Annotated in this window: 13 protein-coding genes; 6 read left to right on the top strand and 7 right to left on the bottom strand. The window is 52.6% G+C overall.

Annotation, left to right across the window (positions count from 1 at the left end; all coding sequences use genetic code 11):
• From HV107_RS06040 to yqhD, 3 genes are all read right to left on the bottom strand, one after another.
• A complete protein-coding gene (locus tag HV107_RS06040) occupies nt 1-483 on the bottom strand; it encodes a lysozyme (protein ID WP_220458426.1) in 483 nt (160 codons plus the stop codon).
• 144 nt (nt 484-627) lie between these two features.
• A complete protein-coding gene (gene dkgA / locus HV107_RS06035) occupies nt 628-1,455 on the bottom strand; it encodes a 2,5-didehydrogluconate reductase DkgA (RefSeq protein WP_182062458.1) in 828 nt (275 codons plus the stop codon).
• Nucleotides 1,456-1,561: 106 nt separating this feature from the next.
• Nucleotides 1,562-2,725 (bottom strand): alcohol dehydrogenase, encoded by a 1,164-nt coding sequence (gene yqhD / locus HV107_RS06030; protein WP_182062457.1) that lies wholly within the window; start codon nt 2,723-2,725, stop codon nt 1,562-1,564.
• 194 nt (nt 2,726-2,919) lie between these two features.
• Here yqhD and HV107_RS06025 point away from each other — a divergent pair, with 194 nt between their 5' ends.
• Nucleotides 2,920-3,819 carry an AraC family transcriptional regulator gene (locus HV107_RS06025; RefSeq protein ID WP_182062456.1) on the top strand — a complete coding sequence of 300 codons (900 nt, stop codon included), beginning with the start codon at nt 2,920-2,922 and terminating at the stop codon, nt 3,817-3,819.
• A gap of 49 nt (nt 3,820-3,868) precedes the next feature.
• Here the strand turns inward: HV107_RS06025 and yghB are convergent, their stop codons facing one another.
• Together yghB and metC are read right to left on the bottom strand one after the other, a co-directional pair.
• Nucleotides 3,869-4,528, bottom strand: a complete 660-nt coding sequence (gene yghB / locus HV107_RS06020) for a DedA family general envelope maintenance protein YghB (RefSeq protein WP_182062455.1) — start codon at nt 4,526-4,528, stop codon at nt 3,869-3,871.
• A gap of 142 nt (nt 4,529-4,670) precedes the next feature.
• A complete protein-coding gene (gene metC / locus HV107_RS06015) occupies nt 4,671-5,858 on the bottom strand; it encodes a cystathionine beta-lyase (RefSeq protein ID WP_182062454.1) in 1,188 nt (395 codons plus the stop codon).
• A 250-nt stretch (nt 5,859-6,108) separates the two neighbouring features.
• Here metC and exbB point away from each other — a divergent pair, with 250 nt between their 5' ends.
• The 3 genes from exbB to HV107_RS06000 all read left to right on the top strand — a co-directional run bounded on the left by exbB (nt 6,109) and on the right by HV107_RS06000 (nt 9,617).
• Complete coding sequence (exbB, locus tag HV107_RS06010) at nt 6,109-6,840, top strand: tol-pal system-associated acyl-CoA thioesterase (protein WP_182062453.1); 732 nt, start codon at nt 6,109-6,111, stop codon at nt 6,838-6,840.
• Between the two features lie 6 nt (nt 6,841-6,846).
• Nucleotides 6,847-7,278, top strand: a complete 432-nt coding sequence (gene exbD, locus HV107_RS06005; RefSeq protein ID WP_182062452.1) for a TonB system transport protein ExbD — start codon at nt 6,847-6,849, stop codon at nt 7,276-7,278.
• Between the two features lie 887 nt (nt 7,279-8,165).
• Nucleotides 8,166-9,617: a methyl-accepting chemotaxis protein gene (locus HV107_RS06000; protein ID WP_182062451.1), complete on the top strand. Its 1,452-nt coding sequence runs from the start codon at nt 8,166-8,168 to the stop codon at nt 9,615-9,617.
• On the opposite strand, the gene HV107_RS05995 is transcribed toward HV107_RS06000, so the two are convergent.
• Together HV107_RS05995 and HV107_RS05990 are read right to left on the bottom strand one after the other, a co-directional pair.
• Nucleotides 9,614-10,069 carry a cytoplasmic protein gene (locus HV107_RS05995; RefSeq protein ID WP_182062450.1) on the bottom strand — a complete coding sequence of 152 codons (456 nt, stop codon included), beginning with the start codon at nt 10,067-10,069 and terminating at the stop codon, nt 9,614-9,616. The genes HV107_RS06000 and HV107_RS05995 overlap by 4 nt on opposite strands.
• Nucleotides 10,062-10,466 carry a hypothetical protein gene (locus HV107_RS05990; RefSeq protein WP_182062449.1) on the bottom strand — a complete coding sequence of 135 codons (405 nt, stop codon included), beginning with the start codon at nt 10,464-10,466 and terminating at the stop codon, nt 10,062-10,064. The genes HV107_RS05995 and HV107_RS05990 overlap by 8 nt, the downstream gene beginning before the upstream one ends.
• Before the next feature lie 103 nt (nt 10,467-10,569).
• Here HV107_RS05990 and HV107_RS05985 point away from each other — a divergent pair, with 103 nt between their 5' ends.
• Together HV107_RS05985 and HV107_RS05980 are read left to right on the top strand one after the other, a co-directional pair.
• The gene (locus HV107_RS05985; protein ID WP_182062448.1) at nt 10,570-11,073 is read left to right on the top strand and encodes an ESA_00282 family adhesion-associated protein; all 504 of its coding nucleotides are present in this window, start codon (nt 10,570-10,572) and stop codon (nt 11,071-11,073) included.
• A gap of 78 nt (nt 11,074-11,151) precedes the next feature.
• Entirely contained in the window at nt 11,152-11,640 is a 489-nt protein-coding gene (locus HV107_RS05980) for a TIGR00645 family protein (protein ID WP_182062447.1), read from the top strand.
• Nucleotides 11,641-11,647 lie beyond the last annotated feature (7 nt).

The following is an 11,647-nucleotide window of genomic DNA, read 5'->3' as shown; positions in this document are numbered from 1 at the left end:
CTAAGGGGTATTCCACAGCGCTACCTCTTTTTCCCGGCGGTTGACCAGCCCCGGTACTTTTTTGCCATTGTCGTAAACCCAGCGCCGCATCTGATCGGGAACGCCAGCAAAGTTTCCGTTGTTAAGTACCTTCAGCAAGGTACTGTCCAGGAAAGCACCGTTACCCACGTTAAAGGCAAATGACACCAGCGCGTCGAATTGGTTTTGTGACAGAATCTGCTGGACGCTGTTGTTAATCAGGGCTTCAACGGGATCAAGATCTTGATCCAGTAACGCCCAGCACTGGTTCTCTGTGAGCTCGTCCTTGTACCTCACTGTAACGCCCGCGATAGTTAGCTTTCCCGAGCGCCGTTCTGAAGGGGTCAGCAGATGGCCGATACCAATCGTTGGCGCCCCTCCCGAATCCAGATATTCATAGGGAATAAGTCCTTCCCACTCTTTGAACAAAAGTTTACCGCTCGTACCTACCCGCATGTTGCTCATAGCCCGATCTCCGAAGTGATCATGTTGACAGACTATACACAGCGCTGGTTGGGTTACGCCCCAGGCAAAAAGTTGTAATAATTGCGGCGGAGTAAGACGGGTAGGTTAAAAAGAACCCCGGGCGATGCCGGGGTTGAGAAGAGATTAGCCGCCAAACTGATCCGGGTCCGGCCCAAGCCGTTTGCCCTGATCCAGCTTCGCAATTTCACCCAATTCATCTTTGTCCAGACGGAAATCCCAGACGTCGAAGTTTTCGGCGATGCGCGCTGGCGTGACCGATTTCGGGATAACCACCAGACCACTGTCCAGATGCCAGCGGATGACAATTTGCGCAGGGCTCTTGCCATATTTATCCGCCAGTTCACGGATAATTTTCTGATCGAAAACGCCTTCACCACCCTGAGCCAACGGGCTCCAGGACTCGGTCTGGATTTTGTGCGTGGCATTCCAGGAATGGAGCTGACGCTGCTGCATCAGCGGGTGCAACTCAATCTGATTAATGACCGGAACCACTCCCGTTTCGTCAATAAGACGTTGCAGATGGTGAACCTGGAAATTACAGACCCCGATACTTTTCACCAGCCCAATTTTTTGCAGCTCAATCATCCCTTCCCAGGCTTCAACATAGTGGTCAATAGCCGGAACGGGCCAGTGCATCAAATACAGATCGACGAAATCCAGCCGTAGCTTATCCAGGCTTTCCTGTAACGCTTCACGCGGGCGCTTTTGATCGTCGTTCCACAGTTTGGTGGTGATGAAAAGGTCGTCGCGTGAGACGCCTGCAGTGGCAAGCGCTTTACCCACGCCGTCTTCATTCTTGTACGCGGCGGCGGTATCGATAGAGCGATAGCCGACTTCCAGTGCTTTATGAATGGCGGATACGACCTCGTCGTTACCGGCTTTCCATACACCGAGCCCCAGCTGGGGCATCACGTTGCCGTCCTGAAGCTTGATTACGGTTTGGTTTGCCATTTTTCCTCCTTCATTTGCTCATCCATCGGGGGCGAACCCCCGATGGCGTGTGTGCATTAAGTCTGGACGAAATGTCAAAAAACGAAAGGCGGGATGTTAAAAACGCTTAGCGCGCCGCTTCGTAGATACGACGGCTCACGTCCAGCGTGATGTCGCCATGTTCGCCCAGTTGTGTCATGCCGTGTTCTTCCAGTTTTGCCAGCAGGGCAGGGATGGAGCTACCATCCAGGCCGTAACCAGAAAGACGTGTCGGAACACCCAGTCCTTCAAAGAAGTTGCGGGTTGCTTCGATTGCGGCATCGATACGTGCATCTTCTGAGCCTTCGGTGATATTCCACACGCGCTCAGCGTATTGCAGCAGTTTGGCGCGCTTGGTATCACGTTTTTCGTTCCACAGTGCAGGCAGCACAACCGCCAGCGTCTGAGCGTGATCCAGACCATGCATTGCCGTCAGTTCGTGGCCCAGCATGTGGGTTGCCCAGTCCTGCGGAACACCTGCACCGATCAGGCCGTTCAGCGCCTGAGTCGCGGCCCACATTACGTTGGCACGCACGTTGTAGTTTTCAGGTTCTTTCAGCGCTTTCGGGCCATCTTCTACCAGCGTCAGCAGAATACCTTCCGCGAAGCGATCCTGAATTTTGCCGTCAACCGGGTAAGTCACATACTGTTCAACGGTGTGAACGAATGCATCCACGACACCGTTAGCCACCTGGCGAGCAGGCAGGGTGTAGGTGTAAACCGGGTCAAGGATTGCGAACACAGGCTGTACGTGATCGTTCATAAAGGCCTGTTTGTCGCCCGTGGTTTTACGGGAGATAACGGCACCTTTGTTGGATTCAGAGCCGGTAGCAGGCAGGGTCAGGACCGAGCCCATTAGGATCGCGCTTTTCACGTCGCTGCCACGGGTTTCCAGGATATGCCACGGATCAACGCCGTCTGCGTAATGCGCCGCAGCAGCGATGAACTTAGTACCGTCCAGTACGGAGCCGCCGCCAACAGCCAGCAGGAAGGTGATGTTCTCTTCGCGGGCAATTTTGACCGCGTTCATCAGAGTTTCATAAGATGGGTTTGGCTCAATACCGCCAAACTCACGCACGTCCAGACCTTCCAGGGCGCTGTACACCTGATCCAGCACGCCGGTTTTTTTCACGCTACCGCCGCCGTAGGTAATGAGTACGCGGGCGTCAGCCGGGATTTGTGCACGCAGGTCGGCGATAGCGCCTTTACCAAACAGAATGCGGGTTGGGGTGTGGAGATTAAAATTGTTCATTGCTCGTTCCCTATCGTGGGTGAAAAATCGTGGTGGCGCGATGGCTACCTGATGCTGCACATTGTGGCGGGCTCGCGCCATCCTCTCAATGCACATTCCTGCCGATGTCTTGCCCATTTCTACAGAGCGCTGGAGAAACAGCAAAAAACTGCGCACACTGTTAAGGTCGGAAACCGTACCCGGAGTAACTAAGAATGAACCGCGAAGAGATTTGCCTTCAGTTAACCTCTCAGATTAAACATCTGATAGATAAAGATAATAATAGTGGTGAGCTGCTGCCGGATATTCGTCTGCTCTACGGGACCCAGCCGGGTACGCGTACGCCGGTGATGTACCAGCCGGGCATCGTTTTTCTCTTCTCTGGCCATAAAATTGGCTATATCAATGAGCGCGTGTTCCGTTATGACACCAATGAATATCTGCTCCTGACAGTACCTTTACCCTTTGAATGTGAAACCTTTGCGACAGAAGCCGTTCCGCTGGCCGGTATTCGTTTAAATGTCGATATCCTTCAGTTGCAGGAGCTGCTGATGGAGATCGGCGAGGACGAGCTGTTCCAGCCATCGATGGCAGCAAGCGCGATTAACTCGGCCACGTTATCGGAAGAGATCCTCTGTGCCATTGAACGCTTGCTGGATGTGATGGCGAGGCCGCTCGATGCCCGCATTCTGGGCAAACAGATTATCCGTGAAATTCTCTACCACGTGCTGCTGGGGCCGGGTGGCGGGGCGCTGCTGGCGCTGGTGAGCCGCCAGACGCACTTTAGCCTGATAAGCCGCGTGCTCAAGCGCATAGAAAGCCAGTACACGGAAAACCTCAGCGTTGACCAGCTGGCGGCGGAAGCGAACATGAGTGTCTCGGCGTTTCACCATAATTTTAAATCAGTGACCAGCACCTCGCCGCTGCAATACCTGAAAACATACCGGCTGCATAAAGCGCGCATGATGATGATCCACGACGGCATGAAGGCCAGCGCGGCGGCAATGCGGGTAGGCTATGAAAGTGCGTCGCAGTTCAGTCGGGAGTTTAAGCGCTACTTCGGCGTGACGCCGGGGGAAGATGCTTCACGCATCAGAATGATGCAGGGAGCCTGACGGGAAATATAAGCCGGGTAAGGCGTAGCCGCCACCCGGCAATTTTTTATCACGCGCTGCAATACTTCTTCTTAATCACTACCGCAATAGTTCCCACCAGGCCTGCTACCAGCAGGAACATCGGCAGGATCATCAGGAAGGTCATCACCTGATCTTCATGGTGTTTCACAAACGGGATCATGTTCAGCGCATAGCCGAGTGAGGTCACCACGCCGACCCACAGCAGCCCACTCAGCCAGTTGAAGAACTGGAAGCGGCGATTCGAGAGGCCAGAGATACCGGCCATCGTCGGCAGCAGCGTGCGGACAAACGCCAGGAAGCGCCCGGCGAGCAGCGCGAGCAGGCCGTGCCGGTCAAACATGCAGGTCGCACGTTGATGATATTTATGGGGTAACTGCGAAAGCCAGCTCTTCACCATGCGCGTATTCCCGAGCCAGCGGCCCTGTAAATAGCTTAACCAGCAGCCCAGGCTGGCGGCAGAGGTGAGAATGACCATCGTCGGGGTAAAGTCCATCACACCCTTTCCGATTAATGCGCCGGCCAGCAGAAGCAGGCTGTCACCGGGCAAAAACGAGGCTGGCAGTAATCCATTTTCCAGAAACAGGGTCGCGAACATCACGAAATAGACAACACCCACGACATGTGGGTCCGCCAGTGCGGCAAAATCGTGTTGCCAGAGTGCCGCGATAATATCTTGAATAACAGCCATGGACTTTCCTGTGGAACAGCAGATATAGCGCTATTGTACACCCTGATTCGCCCGCAGGGTTTGATCGCGGGCGCAACTAATGCAGACTTTTCTGGTGGCGGTGTTCACAAAAGAGTCCAGGGGTACATTTTCAGCCAGCACTCTACACGATACGCTCAAACCCTGCCGCTAAATCCGCAATTAAATCGTCCACATTTTCTAAACCGATATGCAGGCGGATCAGGGTTCCGCTGAAGTCCACCTCGCCGCCCGGACGCAGGTCTGCTATCTGCTCTGGCTGGTTTGGCAGGATCAGGGATTCAAAACCGCCCCAGGAGTAGGCCATGCTGAAGAGGGTAAAATTATCCAGGTAGCTCGCCAGCTCATCGTTATTCAGCCGTTTTTTAAGAACGAATGAGAACAAACCGCTGCTGCCTGTAAAGTCACGTTGCCAGAACTCATGACCTTTGCTACCCGGCAGGGCAGGATGGTTCACGCGTTCAACCTGCGGGTGCTGCGCCAGCCATTCAGCGATTTTCAGGCTGCTCTCGTGATGCTGACGCAGGCGCACGCCCAGCGTACGGATCCCGCGGCTGGTCATGTAGGCCGTATCGGCATCAACCATTTGTCCCATCAGGTAGGCATTTTCGCGCAGTTGATCCCAGCAGCGGGCATTGGACACGGCGGTGCCAATCATGCCATCGGAGTGGCCAATCAGGTATTTGGTTGCTGCCTGAATAGAGATATCAATGTCGAAATCCAGCGCCTTAAACAGCACGCCCGCCGCCCAGGTGTTGTCGATCATGATGATGGCTTCCGGCGCTTTGCTGCGCACGGCTTTCACAATGGCGGGCACGTCATGCACTTCCATGGTGATAGAGCCCGGGGATTCCAGGAACACGATGCGCGTGTTTGGCTGAATAAGCTCTGCGATACCTTCACCAATCAGCGGATCAAACCAGCCGGTGGCTACGCCGAGCTTGCTGAGAATTTTGGTGCAGAAATCCTGGCTTGGTTCATAGGCGGTGTTAGTCATCAGGATATGGTCACCCTGTTCCACAAACGCCAGAATGGTATTGGCAACCGCCGCAGCCCCGCACGGGAACAGTGCGCAGCCCGCGCCGCCTTCCAGTTCGCACATGGCTTCCTGGAGTGAAAAATGGGTCAGCGTCCCGCGACGACCGTAAAACAGCCCGCCTTTGGCACGGTTACGCGTTGCGATTTTTTTGTCCTCAACGGTATCAAATACCAGTGAGGAGGCCCGCTGAATCACGCTGTTCACCGATCCCAGTGTGTATTTCTTGTTGCGTCCTGCCTGCACAAGCGTGGTATCAAGCTGCTTCTTAGTCATGTTCGCCAACCCTGTTTTATACGTCTGGACGTCCAGACTACCACGATTGTAAAAATGTGCACCCGGATGCTTATCGAATAAGCAGAAAATTTTATGAAAAATACGCATAAGAAATTTTTACTGCGTAAGCGCAAGGAAAGTGAGCGAAAATTACGGCAATATGTAAATAATAATGAGAACTACTATCAATTCGACGACGTTTTGATATTATTACGCTCAGATTTTGTGATTTGCGTCCTGGAGATACAGAGTGGGTAATAATTTGATGCAGACGGATCTTTCCGTCTGGGGCATGTATCATCATGCTGACATCGTGGTTAAGATTGTGATGATCGGCCTGATTCTGGCGTCCGTTGTCACCTGGGCTATTTTCTTCAGTAAGAGCGTTGAGCTCATTTCGCAGAAGCGTCGCCTCAAGCGCGAACAGCAGCAGCTGGCAGAGGCCCGCTCTCTGGATCAGGCTTCTGATATGACCTCTTCCTTCCACGCCAAAAGCCTGAGCACTCTGTTAGTGAACGAAGCTCAGAACGAGCTGGAACTCTCCGCAGGCAGTGAAGATAACGAAGGCATTAAAGAACGTACCGGCTTCCGCCTGGAGCGTCGTGTTGCCGCTGTTGGCCGTCATATGGGCCGCGGTAATGGTTATCTGGCGACTATCGGTGCGATTTCCCCGTTCGTGGGTCTGTTCGGTACGGTGTGGGGCATCATGAACAGCTTCATTGGTATTGCCCAGACGCAAACCACTAACCTGGCGGTTGTGGCGCCTGGTATCGCAGAAGCCCTGCTGGCAACGGCAATCGGTCTGGTTGCGGCAATTCCTGCGGTGGTTATCTATAACGTCTTCGCGCGTATGATTGGCAGCTACAAAGCCACTCTGGGCGACGTGGCAGCGCAGGTTCTGCTGCTGCAAAGCCGTGACCTTGACCTTAACGCCAGCTCCGTTAAACCGGTACACGCGGCGTCGAAACTGCGTGCAGGTTGATTAGCTATGGCAATGCGTCTTAATGAAAATCTGGACGATAACGGCGAAATGCACGAAATCAACGTGACGCCGTTTATCGACGTCATGCTGGTTCTGTTGATTATCTTCATGGTGGCGGCGCCTCTGGCGACGGTTGACGTGAAGGTGAATCTGCCGGCCTCTTCCAGCCAGCCGCAGCCGCAGCCGCGCCCGGAAAAGCCTATCTATCTGTCGGTGAAGGCCGATAAATCCATGTTCCTGGGCAATGATCCGGTGACGGATGAATCAGTTATCCCGGCACTGGAGCAGCTTACAGGCGGGAAGAAGGACACTACCGTCTTCTTCCGTGCGGATAAAACGGTTGATTACGAAACCATGATGAAGGTAATGGACACGCTGCATCAGGCGGGTTACCTGAAGATTGGCCTGGTTGGCGAAGAAAAAGCCGCCGTTAAATAAAAGAGAGCTGGCGAGAGCCTAATGCTTGTCAGTTAAGCACGGTGCAGGGTTCCGTTCACCTTAATACTCGCAGAAAATAATTCGTTCAGAACACGTGAACGGGATAAGGGGGCCGCCGCGGCCCCCTTATCAATCCCCGCGGCCCGCAAAGAAATCGGTGCTTCGCACTGCGCTCACCTCACGACCGTCTGCCTGCGGTCGGCTCGACTCGACATCCTGTCTCATTTCGCCTCTGGCCGCCATCCATGGCGTCCAGCCCTTGTCATCCGGTCTCCGGTTCGCCGATTTCTGCGGGACTCAACATCCGTGCCATTTTCAGGCCGCAGAGAAGGTTGAAGGTTCGTGAGTCCGGCTGAAAATCGCCGAAGCGTTTCCTGAAGGCCGGGGCGACGCGCAGGGATGCGCGGCGAGGGCGGATTTACAGGGACGTTACCTCCGCCCGTCCCCGATAAGCCGGAAGGAATAAGCTGAGGGTACCGCGAAGCGGCGAGTTTCTTTGCCGGGAGCCGGGATTGCTAAGGGGGCGGCGGCAACCCCCTTAGCACGTTCACCGCAGCGGATTATGCAGGTAGCAGGAAAGCCTAAGTGAACGGAACGATGCCACTCAAATAGCAGAGTAGTTTAATATCGCTTAACTGACTGGCATTAAGCTGGCGCAAGCCAGCTTTTTTTCTGCTGTATATCCCCACTCTTCACATTTATTTATCAATAAAGCCATAGTTAATAATCTGTTGATAGTTAAGAAAATATCAGTATTCGGCTGCGTTATTAAAATATATCTTTTTGCTGAAATGGCAGCGTGGGATATACCCACTACGCTTAAAACAGATAATAAAAAATACCTTCTTTTGAAGGGCTTATTTCACCTGCACAGCAAGAGACTCCCTATGGCGATGACGACATGGCTGCACCCGCACGCACCTCAACGCGACCTCATCTCTTTATCTGCAATACGACAACGTGCTGACCGCTTAATGCTGGTGCTTATCTGGGCCATGTGGGGCGTTTCGCTGTGCGTGGGATATATGAACGACAATATGGCGCAGGGGGCGATTATCAGTACCCTGCTGAGCTGTTTCTCAACTCTGCTGGCGATGCTTTGCCCCGGCTCGCTGCTGTTGCGCCTGAGCTTTGCTTTCGTACTGATGGCGTTTTCCGCGCTGCTTATCCATCTTGGCGAAGGGGAGACGGAGTACCACTTCTCTGTTTTTGTCCTGCTTTCGGCACTGCTGGCCTGGCGTGACTGGCGTCCGCTGGTGATGGGCGCTACGGTCATCGCGCTGCACCATCTGGTGTTTAATTATCTCCAGGAAAATGGGTTGTACGGCGTGGTGGTCTTTATGCACACCGGTTTTCATATGGTGGTCTTCCACGGCCTGTTTGTAGTGGTACAGACGGCCATTCTTCTCCTGCTGGCGGTACGTATGGAGCAGGATGCCCGTTCGGCCAGCGAGGTAGCGAGGCTCGCGGGGGTGATTAACCGCGAGCCAGGCTATCTGACGCTGGCCGTTGATAGCGAACCTGCTGACTCCTCTTTCGCCCGCACCTTTAGCCTGACGCTCGGCACAATGCGTTCCACGCTTGAGCAGGTGAGCGCCAATATCGGGCAACTGCTGGAGGCCTCCCGGGCGCTGCGACAACGTAACAGCGCGCTCTCAGAGCGAACCGATCATCAGGCGTCATCGCTTGCGACGGCAGCCAGCGCAATGGAGCATCTCAGTAACGTGGCGACCCAGACCAGCCACAAGGCCATTCAGGTGCGGGAGATGGCGCTTAGCGCCAGTGAGGTAGCAGAACAGGGTGGCGAGAACGTTCGCCGGGCCATCGCGGCCATGGATCAGATCCGCGAAGAGTCCCAACGTATTTACACCATTCTTGAGCTGATTGACGGAATCGCATTCCAGACGAATATTCTGTCGCTGAATGCTTCTGTCGAGGCGGCAAGAGCAGGGGAACACGGGAAAGGGTTCGCCGTGGTAGCCTCCGAGGTTCGTATGTTAGCCCAGCGCAGTGAAGGGGCGGCAAAAGAGATCCGTCAGCTGCTGACCACCTCTCAGACGACCACGCAGCAGGGTGTCGAGCACGTAGAGCACGCCGGACAGACGATGAAATCGATTATCGAGAGTATCGACGGATTGCGCTCGCTGCTGGAGGAGCTTTCGCAGATGAGTGAGGATCAACGGTCCAGTATCGCGCAGATGAACGGCAGTATTGCCAGTATTGATGCCAGCGTGCAGGAGAATGTACGGCATGTCGCGCAGACGATACAGGTTGCCGAGCAACAGCAGCAGCAGACCGGACAGCTAAAAGAGGCGATAGCGGTATTTAGATTTGATTAGCTTTGCGGGTCAGCGGGCGCGTTGGTTTTGGATGCCAGCGCGTCTTCATTCAGCGCGACATAAGTGACATTCGACGTGCGGTATTCGCCGTCGGAGAGCTTGCGGGTCAAACGTAGGGTGGCCGTTTCTCTGGCCAGCAGGTACTGGTAGTTGGCTTCCAGACGCCCGAGGATCTTCTCTTTAAGCTCTGGTCGTTGCTCAATCAGCGCATTCATCACTGCGCCGTAAATTTCTTCTTTAACCTGGAGCGCATAAATCTCGCGGCGGTTTTGCCATTTCAGGCGCACCAGCGTGGCGGGTATTGAAACCAGATCTTGCGTAATACGCGTCATTTCCACATTTTTTGTGTTTCTCAACGCCTCGAGATTTTGCTCTAAGATAAACTCATCACTTTTTTTGTCATCTAAAGTCAAATAAACATTATTATCTTCAATACCTTTCACGTTAATCATCCCCGAGGTTATAAAAAATAGGGTTGTTTTTTTCGCGGGTAATTAAATTAAGCCAAATTTTATTACCGGCTTCATTTATTTCTTTTGTTTTTTCGACCATTATTTGACTTAGTGTCTGGGCATCTATTTCACCTTCGGCCTGCAAGTCATCCAGAAGGTGAACAAAGGCTTCGATTTTAACAACGCGAAATAGCCGGTCTTTTATATGACGATCGTGCTCTTCCAGCAACATATTACGAGACTTCCCGGTTCGGGAAACACCAATTAATACGTCTGCTTCAAAATCGGAGAGCTTTCTTTTTCCCTGAGTGAAATTAGCCTCTTTTTCTGCTTCCACCGGTTGCTGTTCCACAGGCGCAATGTGGTACTTAGCCGGGACGAGATTGTCGGGCAGCATTTTTAATTTCCTTTAATTTCAACAGGGTGGGGTTGGTAAAGGCGTGAGATTCGTTGACAATAACATGAGGCAATTTTAAAATCAAAAAAAATGGAGCCTACCCATGAACAGTATTTTCTTTACGGTCATAACATTACTATTACTGACCGCTGGCGTTCTTTTATTGATGCAAGAGTTCAATAAAACGAAAGTGTCGAAAGACGCCAGTGAACCGCCTGAACCTGAACTGATGACTAAAGAGGAAGGAGAGGATCATTTTTCCGTTTTGATGAACTCTGTGACTCCGGTTTGGTACTGGCGAGTTAACCACGAATATATCGATTTTCTTCATGCCACAATAAAGCGCATGAAGATGTCGCAAATTAATGACACGCCAGGGCTGTTTGAAGCCCAGCGCCGTTGCAGCGACCTGAATTCCGCTGTGTATAAATATTACGACAATATCAAGAAGCGTTGTCTTAATGGCGAGAAGGTGTCGTATTCCGATCTGGATGTTTTAAATTTGCGGCAGTGCTTTCGCGAGTTCAGCCTGGAAGCCTACCCGGAACTGGTTGTTTTGGTATGGCCTGAGTATGCACGCCCTGAAGTAAATCCGGATGAAGTGTAGGTGTTTTGTTGGTTAGTTGTTGCAAAGAGTAAGCGCCGTTAAGATATACTGCGCTTATTTTTTTGCACAAAGGACTCTATGGAACGCTTTTTTGAAAATGCAATGTATGCCTCCCGTTGGTTACTGGCACCGGTCTATTTCGGCCTTTCTCTGGCACTGGTCGCACTGAGCATTAAGTTTTTTCAGGAAATTTTTCACGTCTTACCCAACATTTTTTCCGTTGCTGAGTCCGATCTGATTCTGGTGCTGCTGTCACTGGTGGATATGACGCTGGTGGGTGGCTTGCTGGTAATGGTGATGTTCTCTGGCTATGAGAACTTTGTGTCTCAGCTGGATATCGATGAGCATAAAGAAAAACTGAGCTGGCTTGGCAAAATGGATGCCTCGTCGCTGAAGAACAAAGTCGCCGCCTCGATTGTGGCTATCTCTTCCATCCATCTGCTGCGCGTGTTTATGGACGCGAAGAATATCCCGGATAACAAGCTGATGTGGTATGTGATTATCCACCTGACATTTGTGCTGTCAGCGTTTGTGATGGGGTATCTGGATAAGATCAGTAAGAAATAAAGTCCCC

Origin of the sequence: Enterobacter sp. RHBSTW-00175, assembly GCF_013927005.1 — a bacterium.
Classification (GTDB): Bacteria; Pseudomonadota; Gammaproteobacteria; order Enterobacterales; family Enterobacteriaceae; genus Enterobacter.
This window is presented reverse-complemented; position numbering and strand designations above follow the sequence as displayed.

What these genes read in the sequence shown, in the direction of transcription:
- dkgA (WP_182062458.1), bottom strand. Translation starts at nt 1,455, where the DNA reads ATGGCAAACCAAACCGTAATCAAGCTTCAGGACGGCAACGTGATGCCC.
- yqhD (WP_182062457.1), bottom strand. Translation starts at nt 2,725, where the DNA reads ATGAACAATTTTAATCTCCACACCCCAACCCGCATTCTGTTTGGTAAA.
- HV107_RS05980 (WP_182062447.1), top strand. Translation starts at nt 11,152, where the DNA reads ATGGAACGCTTTTTTGAAAATGCAATGTATGCCTCCCGTTGGTTACTG.
- yghB (WP_182062455.1), bottom strand. Translation starts at nt 4,528, where the DNA reads ATGGCTGTTATTCAAGATATTATCGCGGCACTCTGGCAACACGATTTT.
- HV107_RS06000 (WP_182062451.1), top strand. Translation starts at nt 8,166, where the DNA reads ATGGCGATGACGACATGGCTGCACCCGCACGCACCTCAACGCGACCTC.
- HV107_RS05985 (WP_182062448.1), top strand. Translation starts at nt 10,570, where the DNA reads ATGAACAGTATTTTCTTTACGGTCATAACATTACTATTACTGACCGCT.
- exbD (WP_182062452.1), top strand. Translation starts at nt 6,847, where the DNA reads ATGGCAATGCGTCTTAATGAAAATCTGGACGATAACGGCGAAATGCAC.
- HV107_RS05995 (WP_182062450.1), bottom strand. Translation starts at nt 10,069, where the DNA reads ATGATTAACGTGAAAGGTATTGAAGATAATAATGTTTATTTGACTTTA.
- HV107_RS06040 (WP_220458426.1), bottom strand. Translation starts at nt 483, where the DNA reads ATGAGCAACATGCGGGTAGGTACGAGCGGTAAACTTTTGTTCAAAGAG.
- HV107_RS05990 (WP_182062449.1), bottom strand. Translation starts at nt 10,466, where the DNA reads ATGCTGCCCGACAATCTCGTCCCGGCTAAGTACCACATTGCGCCTGTG.
- HV107_RS06025 (WP_182062456.1), top strand. Translation starts at nt 2,920, where the DNA reads ATGAACCGCGAAGAGATTTGCCTTCAGTTAACCTCTCAGATTAAACAT.
- metC (WP_182062454.1), bottom strand. Translation starts at nt 5,858, where the DNA reads ATGACTAAGAAGCAGCTTGATACCACGCTTGTGCAGGCAGGACGCAAC.